Source organism: Bifidobacterium sp. ESL0690, assembly GCF_029392315.1.
Classification (GTDB): domain Bacteria; phylum Actinomycetota; class Actinomycetes; order Actinomycetales; family Bifidobacteriaceae; genus Bifidobacterium.
This window is the reverse complement of sequence record NZ_CP113939.1, coordinates 2,516,431-2,537,581: the sequence shown is the minus strand read 5'-3', so window position 1 is coordinate 2,537,581 and position 21,151 is coordinate 2,516,431. Positions and strand designations below refer to the sequence as shown.

General features: G+C 56.6%; 11 protein-coding genes and 1 tRNA gene. 6 read left to right on the top strand and 6 right to left on the bottom strand.

The genetic code is table 11. The annotated features are described in order from the left end of the window. Window positions 1-69: 69 nt before the first annotated feature. A complete protein-coding gene (locus tag OZX62_RS09755; RefSeq protein WP_277175984.1) occupies window positions 70-1,071 on the bottom strand; it encodes a 2-dehydropantoate 2-reductase in 1,002 nt (333 codons plus the stop codon). A gap of 438 nt (window positions 1,072-1,509) precedes the next feature. Further along, window positions 1,510-2,520, bottom strand: coding sequence for a ketopantoate reductase family protein (locus tag OZX62_RS09750; protein ID WP_277175983.1), 1,011 nt, complete (start codon window positions 2,518-2,520; stop codon window positions 1,510-1,512). A 453-nt stretch (window positions 2,521-2,973) separates the two neighbouring features. Here OZX62_RS09750 and OZX62_RS09745 point away from each other — a divergent pair, with 453 nt between their 5' ends. The 3 genes from OZX62_RS09745 to OZX62_RS09735 all read left to right on the top strand — a co-directional run bounded on the left by OZX62_RS09745 (window position 2,974) and on the right by OZX62_RS09735 (window position 5,135). Beyond that, on the top strand, window positions 2,974-3,546 hold the full coding sequence (locus OZX62_RS09745) for a TIGR00730 family Rossman fold protein (RefSeq protein WP_277175982.1): 573 nt from the start codon (window positions 2,974-2,976) through the stop codon (window positions 3,544-3,546). A 42-nt stretch (window positions 3,547-3,588) separates the two neighbouring features. Continuing rightward, window positions 3,589-3,765, top strand: coding sequence for a hypothetical protein (locus OZX62_RS09740; protein WP_277175981.1), 177 nt, complete (start codon window positions 3,589-3,591; stop codon window positions 3,763-3,765). Window positions 3,766-3,932: 167 nt separating this feature from the next. After that, window positions 3,933-5,135, top strand: a complete 1,203-nt coding sequence (locus OZX62_RS09735) for an IS1249 family transposase (RefSeq protein WP_277175552.1) — start codon at window positions 3,933-3,935, stop codon at window positions 5,133-5,135. A 130-nt stretch (window positions 5,136-5,265) separates the two neighbouring features. Here the strand turns inward: OZX62_RS09735 and OZX62_RS09730 are convergent. From OZX62_RS09730 to tgt, 3 genes are all read right to left on the bottom strand, one after another. Then, window positions 5,266-5,348, bottom strand: a tRNA-Leu gene (locus tag OZX62_RS09730). Window positions 5,349-5,430: 82 nt separating this feature from the next. Next, window positions 5,431-6,426 (bottom strand): nitroreductase family protein, encoded by a 996-nt coding sequence (locus OZX62_RS09725; RefSeq protein WP_277175980.1) that lies wholly within the window; start codon window positions 6,424-6,426, stop codon window positions 5,431-5,433. Window positions 6,427-6,922: 496 nt separating this feature from the next. Further along, the gene (gene tgt, locus OZX62_RS09720; protein ID WP_277177095.1) at window positions 6,923-8,215 is read right to left on the bottom strand and encodes a tRNA guanosine(34) transglycosylase Tgt; all 1,293 of its coding nucleotides are present in this window, start codon (window positions 8,213-8,215) and stop codon (window positions 6,923-6,925) included. A 1,540-nt stretch (window positions 8,216-9,755) separates the two neighbouring features. On the opposite strand from tgt, the gene OZX62_RS09715 reads away from it, so the two are divergent. From OZX62_RS09715 to OZX62_RS09705, 3 genes are all read left to right on the top strand, one after another. Continuing rightward, window positions 9,756-11,681 (top strand): hypothetical protein, encoded by a 1,926-nt coding sequence (locus OZX62_RS09715; RefSeq protein ID WP_277175979.1) that lies wholly within the window; start codon window positions 9,756-9,758, stop codon window positions 11,679-11,681. A gap of 224 nt (window positions 11,682-11,905) precedes the next feature. Beyond that, entirely contained in the window at window positions 11,906-12,925 is a 1,020-nt protein-coding gene (locus tag OZX62_RS09710) for a class C sortase (RefSeq protein ID WP_277175978.1), read from the top strand. A gap of 50 nt (window positions 12,926-12,975) precedes the next feature. Then, a complete protein-coding gene (locus OZX62_RS09705) occupies window positions 12,976-17,202 on the top strand; it encodes a hypothetical protein (protein ID WP_277175977.1) in 4,227 nt (1,408 codons plus the stop codon). 871 nt (window positions 17,203-18,073) lie between these two features. On the opposite strand, the gene OZX62_RS09700 is transcribed toward OZX62_RS09705, so the two are convergent. Then, window positions 18,074-20,779, bottom strand: coding sequence for an InlB B-repeat-containing protein (locus OZX62_RS09700; RefSeq protein ID WP_277175976.1), 2,706 nt, complete (start codon window positions 20,777-20,779; stop codon window positions 18,074-18,076). Window positions 20,780-21,151: the final 372 nt, after the last annotated feature.

The following is a 21,151-nucleotide window of genomic DNA, read 5'->3' as shown; positions in this document are numbered from 1 at the left end:
TCGTTGCTTTCAACGCGCTAACGGGTTTGGCCAGCCTTTAAACAGTTGTCTCCCGGTTACCGAAATCGGTTACTTACCAGCAGCGGCCTTTTCGGCGGCTTCCTTCTTGTGAATTTGGAAGGCGAGTTCGGCGACGTGGACGCCGTTGGTCACGAACTCGTGCACGCGGCACGGGCAGTCGTTCTCGCGCCCGACCCGAGCGATGTAGCCGTTGATATAGTCGACTTCGGTCTTGCGGCCGGCGACCATGTCCTGATACATCGACGGATAGTGCAGCGGCATCACGACCTTGCTGGAATTCTCGACTTCGTGGATGGCCTCGGCACGCGTCTGAATCGGCTGAATACCGCCGCGTTCCAGTGCGTCATAAGCCTCGTTGACCAGTTGCGTGGTCATATCCATCGCGCCCGGATAAGAGATGAACTGGCCCATACGGATTTGATACATCGTGCACAGCGAGTTGACCACGGAATTGAAGATGATCTTCGCCAGGCAGGTGCCTTGCAGGTCGTGCGAAATTATCGGATTGAAATGAGCCTTTTCGAAGTCATCGACCAGCTCTTGCTCCACCGGTGTCACCTCTCCGCTCATCGAGCAGATATGCATGCTTCCACCGCCAAGCTTGCCCTGGAAATCGACTTCGCCGGGCCCGAGGAAGGAGCTTCCGAGCATTGCGGTGCCGCCATAGACGCGGTCCTTGGGGAAGTACTTGAGAATTTTTTCGAAATGGCCCCAGCCGTTCATCGCGCTGAAGACGACTTGGTGGTCCTTGAAAAGCCCGGCGTCGGCGCAACGCGTGAGATAGTCCTGCAGCTGCATCTGCTTGACCATGATGATCCACATGTCCGGATCGCCGCCCTTGGCCGCGTACTCTTCAGGCGTATAGACGTTGACTTTTTCCAGATGACGGTTTTCGTAATCGCGGGAAACGTAGACGCCGCCCTGCTCCTTGATTGCCTTCAGGTTCGGTTCCCAGATATCGATGTAATCGACGTCGCGGCCCACCAGGTTGTGGAATAGTACCCCAAACCTGAAGCCCATAGATCCTGCGCCAATAATCCCGTATTTCATAATCATTCTTTCCCGTGTTTAATTTTGCTGTTTCCTGCCTTTTGAGCTCCCGCGGGCATCGCACAATCTTGTGGATATGAAAGCGATTCCCCATGGATACTTAGCTTTAAGCTCAGAAGCTGGGAGTTAAGTACTAAATGGTCAAATAGCGGACAAAATTATAGCGAATTTTGAGACAAATTGGGTGCGGTTATGGACAGATGACATTGCGTTGATGCGAGAGATGCGCTGTAAGGATTTCTAAAAGTCATTTCTTACGTGTTTACGAACGTGTTCCGCGTAAAAAGTGACATGTAGATGCTGTAAGCGCCATTTCTTACGCACAAGCGTGAAGCAAACGCGTAAGGAATGGCGCTTAATGATTTCGGCCGGCGCTTTCAATGTGCCGAGAGTGCCAGCCAGCACTTGAACAGGCTAACTATTGGCTAGCGAAACCGGTTACTTGGCTGTGGCGGCGGCCTCAGCGGCTTCCGCGGCTTCCTTCTTGTGGACTTGGAAGGCGAGTTCGGCGACGTGGACGCCGTGGGTCAGGAATTCCTGGACGCGGCACGGGCAGTCGTTCTCGCGGCCGACTCGAGCGATGTAGCCGTTGATGTAATCGACCTCGGTCTTGCGGCCCTTTGACATGTCCTGATACATCGAGGGGTAGTGCAGCGGGTTGGCGACGCGGCTGACGTAATCGATTTCCTTGATGGCCTCGGCGCGGGTCTGGATGGGCTGGAAGCCGGAGCGCTCGAGCGCGTCGTAGGCCTCGTTGATGAGCTGTGTGGCCATGTCCTTGTAACCAGAGTACGAAACGAACTGGCCCATCGTGATTTGGTACATCGTGCACAGCGAGTTGATGACCGAGTTGAAGATGACCTTGGCCATGCAGGTGCCGCGGAAGTTCTGCGTGACCTGCGGGTTGAAGCCGGTTTTGTCGAGGTCGGCCACGAATTCCTTCTCGACCGGCGTGACTTCCTCGGTCATCGCGCAGATGTGCATCGTGCCGGCGCCCGGCTTGCCGATGAAATCGACGTCGCCCGGGCCGTTGAAGGCGCTCGCGACCATCGCGGTGCCGCCGTAGATGCGGTCCTTGGGGAAGTACTTGAGGATTTTCTCGAAGTGGCCCCAGCCGTTCATCGCGCTGAAAACGACCTGATGGTCCTTGAAAAGTCCGGCGTCGGCGCAGCGTTTGAGATAGTTGTCGAGGTCCATCTGCTTGACCATGATGATCCAGAGGTCGGGGTCGCCGCCTTTGGCCGCATATTCTTCCGGCGAGTAAATATCGGCCTTGACAAGGTGACGGTTCTCGTGGTCGCGGGAAACGTAGACGCCGCCCTGCTCCTTGACTTTCTTGAGGTTCGGCTCCCAAATTTCAACGTAATCCACCGGCTGGTGCGCCAACTCCTGCAGCAGCACGCCGTATCTGAATCCCATGGCTCCTGCGCCGATGATTCCGTATTTCATGATGTTTCCCTTCTTTTGTCCCTTGTGGGTATCGCGGCGAGTGCCGCAACAATCTTGTGGACAACATCATGCGGCATTGCCGTTTACTCGCAGTATGCGTGACGGCAGTAAGGTTTCTCAGCTTCGTTCCGTAATGTGGACGATTTTTTGCCCAGTTTTGAGACAAATTGATAGATAGGTATAAAAGATAATAATGTCTAATTTATTTATTTCTTGATTGAACGACTTCGTGTAGCGATGTGATTACGGCTTACTTTGATTTTGACCGAGACCGTTTGATATCGCGTATTTCAGCGTTTTACAGTTCGTGCCAGGGGGTTGAGACGGCTGGGGATCAAACCGCAATTTTGTTATCCGACTTCAGAGGATGCGGTAACTGTAATTATTGGTATGCCGATATAGTGAGATTTACGTTTATCGACATATAAGTGGGCGGTTACTAAGGAGAACGGTATGAAGATCACGGTGTATTGCGGTGCGGCGAGCGGGGACGATCCGAAGTATGCGAAAGCGGCGAAGCGGCTTGGCGAGTGGATTGCGAAGAGTGACGACGAGCTGGTGTACGGCGGTGGCGGCGTCGGGTTGATGGGCGTCGTGGCGCAGGCGGTACTCGATGGCGGCGGCAAAGTGCACGGCATCATGCCGCAGATGCTTATCGACCGCAACGCCGCGGCGAATGGCCTGACCACCATGGAAGTCGTCGACGATATGGATGAGCGCAAGCGCCGGATGATGGAGCTCGGCGACGTGCTCATCGCCTTCCCCGGCGGCCCTGGCACGCTGGAAGAGATTGCGGAAGCGTTCTCGTGGGCGCGAATCGGGCTCAACGACAAGCCTTGCGTTTTCTTTGATTTCGACGGCTATTGGCAGCCGATGGCTCAGATGTTTGACGCTATGACCGCTGTTGGCTTCCTCACCGCCCCCGACCGCGCGAAGCTCCTTTTCACCGATTCCTACGACGAAATCACCCGCTGGGCCGCGACGTATCAGCCTCCCAAGATTCGTACGTTCCCCGAGCAGAAGTAGTTAAATAGCAACAGACCGAATGGCAGAAGGGGGCGCGTAACTATGGAAACTTCTGGTGATGACCATTTTCAGGAACATGTATATGCTGCATTGCTGGAGGCTGAACACGAAGAGAAATCATCGGACTTGCGGTTTTCTCCAGAACAGGGCTTGACGGCGATGTATAAAACGATTGAGCGGTCTGCTGAAGAATCTGGATTTTTCAATCTGTCAATTTAATGGGCAATTTGTGGAGTTAAGTAAACAAAGGTGTGTCTTATTTTCGGGGTTTGGTGTTGCGGGAGTAGGCGTGCGGGCCTGTGTTTAACGCCCGTGGTGTTAAACACGGGTCTTTTGCTTCCCGGGTTGACTTTCGTGCGGTTGTGTGCTGGCTGTTGCATGGCGGTATGGCCAGGAGGAGATCATCGAGGGCGAGGCGCTGCCCGCTGTGCGGGCTGCCGATGCGCAGGAACGGATACACGAAGGCCGGGCGGCAGCGCTGGAGGTGTGACGCGTGCTCGGCGAGCGGGGTCGCCGCAAGGCCGGACGCCACGCGCCTGGCCGAGTTCCGCGCATGGCTGCCGTGGGTGCTGGGAAGGACGGACGTTCTGCAGGCCGCCCGGGCGATCGGGGTGACCAGCCGTCAGGGGTTCGCGAAACGCACCGCCTGGTGCTGGAGCGTCAGGCCCAGGCTTCCGAAACCGGCCAGGGCGCATTGCGTGGAGGTGGACGGCACGTACCTGAACGGCTGGTGCCTGCTCGTGGCCGTCGACGCCGGCGACGGCAGGCCGCTGGCGTTCCAGTGGTGCGACACCGAGAAGAAGGCCGCCTGGCTCGCCCTGTTCAGGCGCATCCCGCGGCCGGACGTCATCGTCTGCGACGGCGGGCGCGGCTGCCTCGCCGCCATCGGCGCGCGCTGGCCGGGCATGAGGGTCCAGCGCTGCCTCGTGCACGTGCTCAGGAACACGAGGACCGACCTGACCTCCAGGCCGCGCACCGAACCCGGCAGGGCGCTCTACCGGCTGGCCAAAAGACTCGTCGACACGGAACGCTGCGGCACCCCGGAACAGGCGCGGCAGTGGCTGGCGGACCTGAACGAATGGTACCGGGAGAACCGCGACTGGCTGGGCGAGCGGACCGTGGCCAGAGACCCCGACACCGGGTTCCACCGCACCTGGTACACCCACCAGCGCGCCCGCGACGCCTACCACCGGCTCGCCAGGCTCAACGCCGCCGGCATGCTCTTCACCTGGCTCGACCCCGCCCTCAATGCCGGCGGGCCGGTCGCGTGGAACACGAACATGCTCGAGGGCGGCACCAACAAGCCGATCAAGGACGCCATGCGACGCCACAACGGGCTCAGCCCGGAGCACGCCAGACGCGTCTGCGAATGGATCCTCTACATGCGCACCCGGGACCCCGAACCCGAACGGCTCGCCAAAAACGCACTCCGCCGCGGGGAACCGGAACCAAGGAAGGCCGGCGACGCCATCGCCCTGCCCGGCCTCGACCGCCGATCTGTGCAACAACCGGCCCCCGACGACCCCGGCGTCGACCCCTACGAATCAGGATTCGGCATCAGAAAAGGATGGGCCGGACAGTCAACATGACCACCATCCGGACAGAATAAGACACACCTTTGTTTACTTAACCCAATTTGTGGGTTAAAACCGCTGGTTGATAAAAGCCAAAACTCTCGGAAATCTTGATATTTCAACGTTTCCGAGAGTTCGAAATTCGTGCGAGTAGGGGGAGTTGAACCCCCACGAGCATACGCTCACTGCCACCTGAAGACAGCGCGTCTACCATTCCGCCATACTCGCAGACAAATAATAAGGTTACTGCTCAGTGCCGACGAGCGCAAGGGGTTTCTGCGGCGCGTGTTGTCTCGTTTGTCTTATTGGGCTACTTTGCCCACTCGAAGTTATCGGTACTGGCACCAATCTCGAAGTTGCGCTTGGCACAGCCCAAGCCGACGTAGGCAAAGAGGCCGGGAGTCACGCGCGCACTTACAGTTTGTGCGTCTTCCAGCGTGAAGTGGAATGGCTGCTGGCTCAGCGACGTCGGAGCCAGGGAAGCGGCGGCGATACCGCGTTGGAACCAATCGGGGGAGTCGGCGAGCGTCGCATCCGGCCCGAGGCTTGCGGGCAATGAGCACAATGAATCCAGGGGCTTGCTGTGGTGCTTGGCGCCAGCTCGCGCAGGGTGGCCAAAAGCGAGGATCCACACTACGTGCTCGCCGGGTTCAAGCTCCCACCAGCCGGTCGTGGCGTCATCCAGAACGGCCCATGAGGTCGCCAAGCCGAGTTGCACGAGTTTCAGCGCGAGTTGTTCGCCGTAATAACCAACCTTTTCCTCGATTTCGGCCTCTTCAGGAGGAATCGGGTCGACGAGTTGTACGGCGGAATCCATGTGGCAACGAGTGCCTGTTTCCGGTTTATCTGCGTCTGGAGCGCAGTGAACGCCGGTGACCGGCTTAATCGTATGCAAATTGGCGGATGGGTTAGCTGCCGATTGCGTTGCGCATGAAGTTGAACTTAGCTTAATAGAGGTCACCGGTTTGATAGGATTTTCGCCATCGCTTGTGGCGGAATGAGCTTTTTTGGCCGGATGCAGATCGTAAGGTTCGTCGATTTTCGTGACTAGAGCGATGGCGTTGTGAACGCCGTTGAATCGGCCGTAATGCGTTTTGTAGCTGCAAAAAGCGTCTTCAAGCCCCGAGGCCATCTGGAAATGCAGACCGGAGGTGGCGTTGCAGCGTTCGACTTCGGCGGCGATGTCATCGAGTAGGGCCTTGCTTACAGGTTCGTCGGTATACATTCGTACGGAATGGCGCTCCGTCATCGCCTCGTTCAGATCCATCTTGCCCCTCTGCCTGTCTTCGGTGAACATTTCCATCATACCGATTGGCTGGGTATTCTGTGGCTACATACGCCCCGTAACCCATGAAAAGTGACGAATGATACCTTTTGCGGCCACTGGGAGCAGCGGGACCTCTTCATTCAAGTAACCTTGGGTGATCAGTGCTGGAAGACGGCGCATAGCCTGATTCTAAAGTCCGTTTACCAGCACTTGTTAAGCCATTGCCCAAATTTGTGCGTGTGAACGGACTTTCGGCGATGCTAGTAGTCCGTTCACCAGCAGTAATGATTGAGGCAGAGGGTGTACTGCTGGTAAACAGGCTTCTAGGTTGCGGCAGAGTCCGTTTACCAGCAGATAAGTGGTATGCGGATAAATTGATGCATGTGTACGGACTTTTAGCCGTTGTCAGAGTCCGTTTTCCAGCATTGATTGATGGAATATGGGTTTTGCTGCTGGTAGACAGACTTTTGGATTGTGTCAGAGTCCGTTTACCAGCACCAGAAGTTTAGAGATCGCAAGAGGCGAGCAGCTGGCTTTAGCCTTTGGAACCGTGGGCGTAGTAGCGGGCCAGGGTCTCGTCGCGGAACTCGTCGAAGTAGCCGCCGTCGATGGAAGCGCGGATGTCGTCGAGCAGGCGGATGAAGAAGCGTTCGTTGTGAATCGTGGCCAGCGTCGCGCCGTTGATTTCGTGCGCTCGCAGCAGGTGGTCGACGTAGGCGCGCGAGTAGTGCGTGCATGTATAGCAGTCGCAGCCTTCCTCAAGCGGGCCGAAGTCGCGCTTGTTGGCCGCGCGCTTGATATTGTAGCGGCCGTCGCGCGTGTAGATGGCGCCGTTGCGGGCGCAGCGGGCAGGAGCCACGCAGTCGAAGGTGTCGCCGCCGTTTTCAACGCAGGCGAAGATGTCATCGACGGCGGCAATCCCCAAGACGTGCCGGGGTCGTGATTCCGGCATCTCGTCGCAGATCCATGCACAGGTGTCGCCGATGACCCGCTTTTCGATGGCGCCGCCGATACCCACGCCATCAAAGTCGAGCGAGGCAATCTCGGAGGCTGCTCGTCGCCGCAAATCCTCATAGTTCGCGCCCTGAACCACGCCATATAGCGCCTGATACGGCTTACCGACCCGCTCCGTAGTAAGCCGCTGGTGCTCCGCGACGCAGCGCTTGGCCCAGCGGAAGGTGCGTTCGACGGAACGTTCCTGATAGCCGCGCGTGTTCATCAGCGTGGTCAGCTCGTCGAAGGAGAACATGATGTCCGCGCCGATCTTGTGCTGGATGCCCATCGAGATTTCGGCGGAGAACCGGTGCTTTGAGCCGTCGAGCGGCGACTTGAAGGTGACGCCGTCCTCGTCCACGAAGGCTTTGCGCTCGCGGCCGGGCGCGATCACGTCGTCCGATTTCATGCCAGTCACGTCCATCGCCAGCGTCTTCTTGAACCCGGCGCCCAGCGAAAGCACCTGGAACCCGCCGGAATCGGTGAACGTCGGCCCGTCCCAGTTCTCGAAGCGTGCGAGTCCGCCGGCTTCGTCAAGCACATCTTCGCCGGGACGTTCGAAGAGGTGAAAAGCGTTGGAAAGCAGGCATTGTGCGCCGAGCGTTTTCATAGTCTCCGGCAGAACGCCCTTCATCGCCGCTTGTGTGGCGACAGGTACGAAAGCTGGAGTACGAATATCTCCGTGCGGAGTATGAATGACTCCGGTACGTCCATAACGTGCGCCCCCGTGCCCCTTCCCGATCGCTGAATCCGAAAGCCGCGTGTGCTGCTCGAAATAGAACTTGCTGCGGTCGCCGGGCTTGCCGGGCTCGGCTCCGAGCGGGTGCTCCAGCAAACCGGAAGCGCTCGCGGCAAGCTGCGAAACCGTTGCCGCAGAACGTGTCTGCGCGTAAGCGGTGGCCTCGGAGGCGACGTCCTTCTGGCCGGGAATGCGGTTTCGTGCGTTTCGGTGAGCGGGGGCCTGACCGCTTTGGCTTTGACTATGGCGTCCGGAGACCTGGTGCTGAAGATCGATTGTCCGGTTTGAAGCGGCGGTGCCCCGGTTTGGCGTCGTGGCAGTCGAAGCGGTGGCATCACGGTTTGCCGCGTCTACGGCCTTACTTGAAGTATCAGGGTTTTGGCCGAGTGTGTCGATGCTCTGACTTGTCGTGCCGCCGTTCTTGCTTGGAGCTGTGGTTCTCAGGCTTGGTGTGATGGCAGCCAAGTCTGAGGTGGCGGTGCCATCGCTTGGTGTGTTCATAGTCTTACGCGATGCAGCGGCTTTCAGGCTTGATGCGCCTGTAGTCTGCTTTGCTGTGTGCGTCCGCCCTGCTGAGCTTGTACCTTGGCTTGGCGCGTTCGTTGCCTCAGCTGCCATGCCCACTTGCTTGTCTGAAGAAATATCCATATCCGTTTCCGTTACCGCAATTCCGTAGTGTCTGCTTCGCCGCACCATGCAGATGCCGGCACGCGACGAAGGCCGTTATACCTCCGATTTTAGGGGGAGCCCTAGTTTATTCGTGAGACAGATGTGCCCCTGTATCTTGGCGCACATCCGCCAAGTTTCCCGCCTGCACTTGGCGGACGTGTGTTTATCGAGGTTCGGCGATCTTGAGACGAAGTTCTCTGCTTACACCCAGTTTGTACTCAGTTATTGTTTAAAAACGTCTGACAATCCTCTGACGATGCCATTGGAAGGTGCCTTTATAAGAACGTTTGAATTGATATTTTACGAAAGAATAATTAATAGTAATTATTGATACGAAATGATTGTTATTCAATCAACAATTCCCTATAATTCCAAAGTTTTGAGCAGATTTATGCAATGCTGGAAAATCGGCGAAAAGGCGATGGGAAATCACGTCAAAAGATAAAAGCACAGCAAGAAACGCGGCTCATTTCATTCGTTATTAAGCCAGTAGATGAATTTCAGGACTTTTTTAACCGCTTTTGAGAGTTTATTTCATTATGTAAAAATCCCGCTTTTCGAAGCTTGAAAATGCCATGTTTTGTGAGACGTTTCGCGAAAAATCATGGTTTGCGGAAGTTTACTTTTCGCGGCTAAACCCTGCCGTTTTCAAGAGGGTTGCGCGGGCTCGGAGCGCGGAGCGCAACTCGTTTTTCCACTAGACTAATAATTATTGTGTTTTACAACACATGAATGGCGATTCGCTGTTGGGTTTGAAAGCGACTGTCGTTTCGCACGCCTTCGAAAGAGGGGGTGCGGGTCGTATGCGGTTTACAAAAATCGCATACGGGTAGATAAGCGGCTGGAGACAAGACCGTAACACCGGTGAGAGGGTTCTTGCCGGGGCTGGTGGCGTCCCTGGTTGGGACATGTTCTCTGCGGGATTTGTGTGGTTGCGCAATCCGCAGGCGAAAGGAGAGAATAGATAATGGAAGTACATACTTCTTTGCGCAAGGCTCTGGGGGTTGCGATATCCGCAGCCACTCTGCTTGCGTTCATGCCGCTTGGCGCTTCGATGGCCAATGCGGATAGCGTTCCGGATAGCTCGCATATTGAGCTCGAAGACGCCAGCACCTTCACCGGTGCATCGCTGACCATTCACGCGAGCGCCAACAGCTACATCAAGGGTCATAAGTTCGCGGCTGTTCGCCTCGGCACCTATGACAAGGCTGCGAAGACGACAAGCGCTGCCACCGCTGCTGATTATCATATGCTGACTGGCCTTGCCATCGGCACGGTCGATCAGACGGGTACGGGCAGCATCTATGACGCAGTCGATTCTGCGTATAAGGCTGTTTCAGGCAATAATTCGTTGAGCACCGAATACACCGGCAACCCTGTCGGCCAGGTCGCTGCCACGATGCTTGGTCTCACTTCTACCGACCCCAATGCTGATATTGCAGCTCAGAATACGGATACGACGTCCGGCAACAAGCCGTACACCGGCGCTCTGCGCAAGTTCGCTCAGAAGCTCGGCAACAATACGGACGGTAGCCTGAATTCCAAGTTCGCCGACTCCGCAACGCCTACGGCAACGGGCGCTTCGGACGGCACCAGCACGACGGTCAGCTTCAGCAATCTGCCGCAGGGCCTTTACATCATCAAGGATATGAGCCCCGCTGACACCATTCCGGCGAATTCTCAGCTGGCCATTCCTATGATCGTTGGCACCGGCGTTTATGCGACCGGCGATTCGACTCCTTACACCCGCTTCTCCAACAACCAGTCCGGCGTTGAGCTGGGCAACGTTGACGTGAAGGACGATGTGCTGAGCCTCACCAAGACGCTCGCGGAGAGCTCCATACCTGACGGTCAGTGGGGTCACTTCACCCTGCAGACCACTGTGCCGCTGACCACTGGTTATGCGCAGTATCCCTTCAAGATCGTTGATAACCCGACCAAGGGCTACACCGTTCCGACGGCCAGCGATGCCGACAATGCTGTCAAGGTCTATGTCAAGGACAGTGCAAGCACCGCGAACAGCAGCTCCAACAAGCTCTCGGCGGATTACTACACTGCGACCTACACGCAAAGCACCGACAATGCTGGCGGCAAGATTGTTGTTGATTTCGGCAACAACCTCGTTGAGCACCCGACTGCGTTCCCGCTTGGCTACACGATTGAAATCACTTACGGCCTGCAGAAGAACGCCCGTGAGGATTCCCCGTCCAACACCGCAGACCTGATTCATCCTACGGTTCCTGGTACGACTCCTTGCGATCCGACCACTGACCCGAACTGCCACACCACCGGTGTCGTTCCTTCCAACACCGTCAAGCTGCACAGCTTCGGCTTCACGATCAAGAACGTCCTTCGCGGCCAGAGCACTCGTCTGCAGGGCTCCACCTTCACCATCGCGCCTCTTAACGCTGATGGCACCACCGGCGCCAAGATCAACTTCACTGGCTCCAACGGCGTCTATTCGGCCGTCAACGGAACCGATTCCACGCTGAAGGTTGCCGACTCGACCGGCGATCCGGGCACTATCACTGTCACTGGTTTGCCACTCGGCACCTATGACGTCGTTCAGACCGGCGCTGCTTCCTCCCCGAACCTTCGTGGTGTGATGCTGCCTCACTTCCATGTCACCCTCACCGCCAGCGGCCCCATCGCTGCTGATGGCACCGCTACCGCTGCTTCCGTCAGCGTCAAGCAGGATGCTTGGGGCTTGGTTGACGGCACCGTGAGCAATGCAACCGTCACCGTCAACAACGTGGCGTCCGTTGTTCAGCTGCCTCTTACCGGTGGCATGGGCATCATCCTGGCCGTCGCTGTGGTCCTCGTTCTCGCTCTTGCATTCGGCGGAACCGTGGTCCTCAAGCGTCGCCATGAGACGACCCGTCGCCATGCGTGATCTATAGATCGCATTTGGAGAGGAACCAATTAAGCAGTAAGTTCCTCTCCAGGTGCAATCTCCAAAGGTTTCCGACGCTCGTTGAAAAGCGTTGCGTCGGAAACCTTTAAAAAGACTTTTGTCGTCAAAGATCGACTAGACGAAACGTCGGAAACTTGGCTTAAACCTTCCGCAAAATTGTTATGTTGGCCTTGCATCGTTGAGTTCACGAGGAGTGTGCGGGCATGGAAAAGAGCGTTGAGGAAACCCTTAATGCGGATTTCTATTCGTTCTTCGAGCATGACGGACCTTCTCAGAAGCATGATTTCTACGGCGTGGCAATCCACGTCATCCACAATCTACTTGCGGTGGCATTGCTGATAGCGCTGTTGTGGATTCCTGCGATACAGACATACAACATGCAGCAGGAAGCGAAGGTCACGGATTCCGTCGCCAGGACGGTCGACGATTGGTCGCCTGCGCGGATAAACAGTGAAATCAGTGCAGCGCGGCAATATAACGTGGCCATTGCCCAATCCGGGCAGAACGATTTGGGTGAGTTCAGTGATCCGTTCGGTTCGGGTGCCAAGGCTAGCGGCGACAAAAACGAAGATGCAGAGAATGAAGATTTGATTCCGCCCATACTGCGCAACAGCACGTACGAGCGGTTGCTGAATGTCGAAGACGGCATCATGGGGAGCATCACTATCCCCAAGATATCGGTGAACCTGCCAATCTACCACGGCACGTCACAGGATGTGCTTGCCAAGGGAGTTGGGCATTTGCGGGGAACGAGCCTTCCAGTGGGAGGAGCCTCGACGAATGTGGTGCTTTCAGGGCATCGTGGGCTTCCATCGGCTTTGCTGTTTACACGTCTCGACAGGATGCACAAGGGTGATGTCTTCTTTCTCAACGTTTTAAAACAAAAGATGGCATATCGGGTTGTTGGCATTCATGTCATTAACCCGTCCGATACCCACTTGTACCGGGTGGTTCCTGGCCGTGATCTGGTGACGTTGATGACCTGTACGCCGTACGGGATCAACACCAGTCGCCTGATATTGACGGCCGAGCGCACCACGGTTTCACCGGATGAGGCACATCAGCGGGATGGTCTCTTCCCGGGGGCTTTGGCATTTGTCATCGCGGTTATTTTAGGTGGGTTGTTGCTCCAGATACGGTATTACCGCCATCGTATCTACCCATGGCCATGGCATTCGGACGGAACATTCCGCAGCCAGGGTGGCGGGCGACATGATATTTGAAAATTTTTGCAATGTTAAGTCATAAAACAAACGATTGAGGATGAGGCAACATGAACAAGTCAGACCAGGGAAATCGGTCTCCGCGTGGTGGTCGTCGCCTGCTTCTTGTGGCGGGTGTTGCCTTGACTGCGGTGCTGATGGTTGTCCCGATGATCACGACGGCAGACACCGTGCAGCCCCAGTCAGGCGATAACAGCGCTCAGGCGCAGTCGACCGTCCAGGCGAGCACGGACCAAGGTTCTACCCAGATCAATGGGAATGAAAGTTCCGGCCAGTCGGGGCAGTCGAACAGTGTGAACCCGCAGAACCCTTCGCAGACGTTGGGTGGCGGCAGTAGCCAAGGCACGACTAATCAGGGATCAACCGGTTCGCAAGGCGCCACGGGCAATAAGGCAGGCAACGAAGCTGCGCCTCAGCCGGGAACGTCGGGCGATAAGGGTGACAGCAGCAACAAGGCTGTGACCCCTCAGGACTCCGGCGTCGGCCCACAAGGCGATGACGATGTGCATAAGCCGCAGCTGCAGGCCATGCTGAGCGACAATGATCGCGTCGACAGCGTCACCGACGAGCTGCGTATGGACTTCGTGTTACGTGTCGGCCATGGTGATGTCAGGCCGGATTGCGTACCGCTGGCAAAACAGTATAACAATGCCAACGACAAGAACACCGCCAAAAACGCGGGTCGCGACGGCACCGGTCAGTGCGGGCTCCAGTTCTTCTATACCTATAGTTTTGACGGTAATAACAAGGCTTCAAGCCTTCGCCGTCTCTCCTATATGAACACGCAGTTCGGCAATGCCAGCTCCAAGCCTTCCGATTACAAGGCTGCGGCAACCGAATGGGCTTGGAACATCGATGAGTATTTCACCATCGAGAACCTCAAGACCTCGGCCGATGGCAAGTATGATTACCTGACCATCTCCTTGGAAGGCGATCAGAACTATCCCGATAATCCCGCTGGCTCGAACCAACTGGGTGGCCTTAAGTATGCGCGTGGCGTCTACGCCGTGGTGAAGCCGAAGAAGGCCGTCGATCTCGGCTGGTGCTCCAACAGGCTCAATGACGGATGCTATACGAATACGCAGGCGCTTGTTCAAGACACCGCACACGTGACGAATATTGCCGCGGATTATCCTGTTTACCTCTACAACACCGGTTGCTCGGGCAGCAATTGCGCCGGGCCTATCGCCTACGTCGGCTATAACGACACCGCGAAGCTGTGGACCAACGGCCAGGCCAATTGGGGCCTGCGTCCGGACAACGGTTTCAACGGCCAGGATTTTGTCAACAAGACCCCTGCGGGCACGGCTCCCAAGCAATCGTTCTTCACGATGTGGAACAACCCCGGGCCGGCCGATGATCCTTGCGCCTATACCTCAAGTTTCTATTACGAATGGTTCGGCCTAAAGGACGGCAAGTGGGTGCCGGCACTCTCCATCAATTCGCATGCGCTAGCCTCTAATGGCCAGAACCCGACGAATCCAGGAACTGCCCCCAACGGCTACAAGTATGATCCGAATACTGGTCAGTTCAGAAGCAGTTCGGACAGCAACTACGCCTCCTACAACGATCCGGACGGCGACAACGCCGACCGCACGATCATGGGTGATGGCCCTGCACAGAACGCGGACGGTTCCATCAACTTCGCAAAGGCCAAGGATGACCAAGGTCTCGACGGCTATTTCAAGCTCGTTACCTGGCCTACCAGCGGTGACGGCAGCGGCAATATCTCCTCCTGCCTCGCCACCAAGAAGCAAGGCCCGAACGGATTGAGCCAGCGCGAAGTCTACAACCCGCTTTACGGCGGTGGCAACGAGAACCAGGGCGTCACCGAGGATATGGCGGTCAACCATCCCGACAACGCCCAGTACCTGATGAACTTGGGCTGGACAGTTGGCACGGCTTATGAAGGCTACGACTACAAGGGCTTCAACCCAAGCAATCCGGTGGCCACCACTCCCACGGACCCCGTTGACACTTCCGGCGGAATCGTGCCTGCGGCCAACGACCCGGCCCATACGCCGAAGATCGAGAAGATGCTTGGCTACAACAACAAGGTCAGCGCAGACGACGATGAGCTTCGTGCCGACTTTGTGCTGAGGGTTGCTCACGGAGACGTCAATCCCGGCTGCACCGCCATGACTAATTATCCGAATAAGGACACGATGCTATGGACTGTTGACGGCGTTGTGCAAGGCCTTGACAAGCAGGATAGATGCGGGTTGAAGCTGAGCTACAGCTATGACGGCTCCGGCCAGCAGCGGTCGCTTCACTACCTCAACACGTTGCAAAGCGACAACCAGGCGCAGAACACGGATGCCGCCAAGTCCATCGCCGCCTATTGGTGGGCGAAGGACGTCGGTGACGGTTCGTTCAACTACTACACCATTCGTAGCGTATCGACGCAAGGCGCTTACGATTACCTGACGGTTTCGGTTGAAGCCGATGTCGATTATCCGAATAGCGGTGCCTGGGGAACGTCCAACAGACTTGGCGGCACCCCGCAGGCTCTGCATATCTACGCCACGACTCACAACAAGTCCACGAACAAGGACGGCGCTCAGGTCGACGTCAGTTCCAAGACCTACCCGCTGCGCACCTATCGCAAGGGATGCAACGGAAAGAACGATTCCGGCCAGTGCGATGGTCCGTTCGCCTTCGTCGGTTACGACGAGACCCACCCGCATCTGTGGAGCAATGGCCAGGCCAACTGGGGCCTGATCACCGATGCCGGTGCACCTGCCTATTCCGGCTTGCCGAATTACGGGCAGAGCAAATCTCCGACAAACGTTACGCAGGCGGCACCGAAGGACTCGTTCTTCCTGCGCTGGGTCAACCCGGATCTCAACAGGGCCAACAACAACGTCTGCAGCAAGGTCACGAAGTATTACTTCCAGTGGTTCGGCCTTGTCAACGGACGCGATTGGAAGCCGGTGGATTCACTGACGCCGCAGGCGCAATCCACGAACCAGGCCGCTGACGATGACTTGGTTCCGCTGTGGGCTCCGAACGCGAAGCTCAACGAGCCTGGCGGATTGATGGCCAAGAGCGCTGACGGAAGCCTGGCACCTGCCCAGAATCAGGATGGGTCGATTGATTTCGGCAAGGTGAAGGCCAACCAGCCTGAATTCGATGGCTACTACAAGTTGGTCACTTGGCCGGTCTCGACGACTTCGTCCGGCAACCCTGCTGCAGCGGCATGCTCCGCAACCCAGGCATTGAAGGATGTCTACAATCCGCTGATCGATCAGGCGAATGATGCCAAGGGCGTTAGCGCCAACATGGCCATCACCGACCAGCCCAACGCTCAATCACTGATTGACAAGGGTTGGACCGTCGACACGGTTTACAACAACTTCACTTACAAGAAGGGTCTCGAGACGCCGGCGGTTTCCGTCGATGGCATCGATATTCCTCACACCAAGAAGGAAGCGAACGGCGAGCTTACCGATGGCGACAATGCCAAGGTCACGGTCAGCGGCACCGCGAAAACGGTGGGTTACGGCACCGCGAGCGTCCAGCTGTACATGAAGTTCAAGGATCCTTCGGCATCCACTTCCGGCGACATCGTTGCGGACACCACCAAGATTGGCGCGCCCATTTCGGTACCGTCGCCTGGTGACACTCCCTGGAGTGTGGATATCCCGATTTCCAACTTCAAGGTTCCGGCAAACGTGGCGAAGGGTGATACCTATACCTTCGAGGCCGTGCTCACCAGCACCCAGGGTCCGGCAACCGCCGGCCCGAAGGATTGGTCCGTCGACGTTACCTCGCCTGCGCTGACCTTCGACACGACCACTTACCGCAAGGTAAGCGGCAAGCTGACGGCCCGGGATTCGCACACCGACCTCAGCGGTACCAAGGTGACGGTGATCTGGGATTCGAACGATACGTCCGGTACCTGCCGGATTCCGGTGACAGGCGATCCCACGGCCGGAGCTGCCGGCGATTGCAAGACCTCCGAGACCACGGCTGATGCCGCAGGCAACTGGTCACTGGTTCCGCCTTCGGACGTTCACAGCGGTATCGTAAGGGCCTTTGCTACCGACCAGGCCACCAACGAATCCGCGATCGTAAAGGCCAAGGTTCCGCTGGCGCCGATGGTTCGTCAGCTGCCGATAACCGGTTCCTGGTTGCTGTGGTTGCTGCTGGCGATTGCTGTGCTCGCAACGGCTGACCTCGTCTATCGCCGCTACAAGAAGAATGCGCAGCTGCAAGGCGCATCGGCTGGACGTCACAGCGTTTCGTCCACGAGCGGCCCGCGGCACAGGATCTAACGGCTTGCGGCCGGATGGCATCAGCTAGTCGCTACTTGGTGGCGGCCTGATAGCCAGCTGGTAACAGTTAAGAAGGTTCAATAATAAGGACGGTTGCTCTGCACAAGCAGGGTGGCCGCCCTTATTTGTATGTTGAGTACTTAGGGCTGACGGTGCTGGACATGAGTCCTGCAGGGTTTGGTGGCCTTTGCGGTTTTCGCTTTTATTCTTAACCGTTGATATTGCTTTATTGATCTCCAGCTTTGGCTGGAACGTGGCTGACAGGTAGATTGGTCAGTCATAGATGATGTTTTATAACACTAAATGTTATGAACTGTGTCCTCAGACGCACATAAAGGACCATATATAAGGACCAATCTAGTTGGCCTAACAACTCTATAGATCCATGGTTAAAGGCGTTCTATGCGGCGTTTTAGCAGATGAAACGAAATGGCCGTGAGCGGGTTTGTCTAAGATTGGTTCTCTGGGAATTAGCTGTTGTGTACAAGCTACGTTCTGATAGAAAATGCTGGCCGGGGAGCTCTTGAAGACCGTTGTATCAGCGAGACGGTTCATGGCCGAAAGCCTAAAGATGATCGGCTCCATAACAACGCAGGTTGCAATATAAAGCAAGCTCCTGAAAGCGAACGGCCTGAAGACGTATAAAAAGCAAGCTCCTTAAACGCTCTAAGGCGTTATGGCCGAGCAAAAGCACGGAATCCGAAACTTGTGAAAAGCGAAGTCATCGAAATTCGTTCCCCAGGCTCGTCCCTAAAGGTACTGTCTTAAGACACGGCCATGAGTGCCTGAAACGCATTGACGCCCTCCAACCTATAGAGGTCGGAGGGCGTCAATTTCGTTGAGAGGCCGCTAGTTTCAGCGCCTGCAGGGCTTACTTATAAATCTCCGCAGACTTGTGCTGGCCGATATTCGGCAAGCGATCACGGGAGAAGAGCAGCGGCAGAAGCAGGAACACCAGGAGCAGCAGCCAGAGCCAGCCGAGATTCGAGTGATGCTCGACTCCAGCGGCTGCCGGTGCGGTGGCTACGCACTGTGCGTCGTAATCGGAGATCGACTGGACGCTGCCGAACGTACCGTCGTTGCGCATGGAGGACGGAGTCGTGGTGCTGATGGTGTTGGCCTTGCAGACCTTCTGGCCACCTTGCGTGTCGGGCTTCGCCTGTTGCTTCGAATCGTTCGCGCTTCCGTTGCTGCGCAGGAGGTTGAAGCCGTTGCCATTGGCCGCCACCGCGTCCTTGCCGCCGCCGATTGCGTTACCGACGTTCGCAGCGCTTGCATTGCCTGCGTTGCCAGCAGCGTAGTTTTGAATGGTCACGTAACGGTTGGCAATCTGGCTTGAAGGGGAGGAAGGAGCCGGTGCGGAGACCTGTGCCGAACTGGAGCTCTTCGGCGTCCACAGGGCGTAGAGCACCAAGTTCGAGTTGACGGAGTTTCCGAAGTTATAGGCAGTGCCTTCATCGGGCGTAGTGGACCAGCCCTTGAAGTCGAAGCCTGTCCTTACCGGGGTAGGCGGTTGCTTGACCGTGTTGCCGGCTGGAACGTCTTCCTGGGTGCCGGGCTGGCCGTTGCGATGGTCGAATTGGACCGTATACTTCGCTGCCAGGCTTTCGGGTGCGGAACCTTCGGGTCCCCAATGGGCATAAAGATTGAAGTTATGGTCGATCTCATGGCCGAACTCGTAGAGCACTCCACTATTAGGATCTGTGTACCAGCCCAAGAAAGCATGGCCGGGATTTCTTGGTGTTCTTGCCGGCCTTTCGAAAATGCTGCCGATAGGTACGGGAGTGGTCCATGTGGCTTGGTTGGCTCCGGGAACGAATACGACATCATGCTTGTTGTCGCTTTGCCAGAAGGCATAGATTGTCATGTCATCGGTGATCAGGTCAGTATCGACATAGAATTTCGGTGCATTGTTGAACGTGCAGGGAGTGGGGTTGTGATTGCTGGTTCCGGTGTTGCAAGCCCTCCAGCCTCGGAACGTGTCGCCGCTACGGAAGCCATCATGCATACCCTTCAACGAACTGCCGTAGACCATCTGCCTGGTTGGAGGGTTGGCGTTTCCATCGAGCGTGCCGCCACGCAGGTCGAACACCACTCGCGGCGCGCGCACTATGGGTGCGAAAAGCCCGTTGAAATTGCCGATCAACCGGCCGGTGGAATCGGTGATGGACCCTGAGAAGGGGATCGCGACAAGGCCGTCACGCAACTGATTGTTCACCACGTTGCCGAGCTCGGAGGTAGGCAAGTCGCGAGGGACATCCACATGGGGATCAATCAGCTTTACCGAATCTCCGTTGATAGCCACATTGCCCGGGTCGAGGCAGGCCGGCTTCGTTTCGTTCTTGTAATAGAAGCACGCCGACCTGCCGAACGTGATGGCCGGGGACTGGCGGGTGTTGGCGACGGTTCCGGAAGGAATGGTCACGTCCGGATTCGCGACATAATCGCCGGTTTTCATCTGCTGGTCATTGGCATCCAGCTTGGTGAGGTTCGTCAGCGTGGAAAGCGGGCTGATGTCATCAAGGCCGTTCCAACTCAGATCGAGTGTGGTCAGGTTGGTGAGCCCTGCAAGGCTTGTCACGTCGCTAAGCCGGTCGTCATGCATCTTGAGGGTGCGAAGCTGCGTCATCTGTGCAATGCCGGCGGGGATCTTGCCGTGGATGCCGATGCCGATACCGCTCGCGTCAAGGTCGGTCAAATGCGGCAAAAGCGTGAGTACGTCGAAGTTCGTGTCTTCGTGCAGCGCCTCGTCATTGCCGACGTCGAGTTGCCGCAGGTTCGGGAACATCGTGTTGAAGTTCCTGAACGCGCCCTTGTCATCGGGAGCTCCGGCGGCGGTGCCGCTCTTGCCGAACAGGTTCCTGTTGAGATTGAGGCTGGTGAGATTTGAAAGACCTGCCAGCTGGGAGACGTCCCAGAAGGAGGATTCCTCGAGGTTCAGCGAAGTCAGGGCAGGCATGTTTGCCGAAGTCCAGGTCGAAAGCTTGGCGTTGTTGACGTCGCCAGGAACGTTATTGCCGATATAGGCGAGATTGACCGTGGTGAGATTGGCCAGGTGCGACATGGGGGAGTAGTCGGTAACAGCCGAGAACCCATGGTCTACGCGGCTTGCGGCGGTGAACGTACTGAGGTTGGTGAACAGCTGGATGCCGCGGATGTCGCTGATCTGGCTTGCTCCGCCGAGTCCGTACGCGCCGAGGCCACTGCCGTCGATCTTGTCCACTCTGCCGGCCCAAGCCGCCGTGACGACGGAGTTATCGAATTTATTGCCTGGATTATTGCTGTTCGACGAGTTGCTGTCGAACGGATACGCCCTGGCCAGATAGGCACGGAAAGCCGCGTCGGGGAAGCAGTCTTTGAAGGTGCTTGTACCCTCGGTGCAGGCGTAGGGCGTCTCATCCTGTGCGCTTGGTGTGGCCGGTGCCGCAGGGGCGGGCGTCCGCGTTTCTGGCGTCGTGGGCTCCTGCCGCAGGGTTTGCTGGCCGGGGGCCGGCATTTGCGTGGCACTTTGGCCCGCTGCCGGTTGTTTCGGCGCAGATGTGGTTGGAGTGTCGGCCATGGCTATTGCAGGCGACAATGTTAATGCCATCGCGGCAACGGCTGCTGTAATACCAGTCAGAAGTCGCGCCGGACTGTTCAACTTCGAATTCCGCATAATTTCTAGCTCTCTACTACCATTTTTGTTATGAATGATAATAATTAGTCTATCATGACGTAGTGCAATTAGAACGTTAGACGTAACCTGAAAAAACGGCTTTTACTGTGTAATTATCGATAAATAATCGTTTGAATTCTTTGCCTATTTTTATGGTTTGATGCAGCAAAAATCAATGAGATAAGCGGGAATATAACACAAAAGAATAACTCTGATTATGCGCGGTGAAGGTGTCTTCTCGAATCCGGTTTTATGGTTTGATATCTCATAGAATTTTGCTTTCGGCAGAAAACT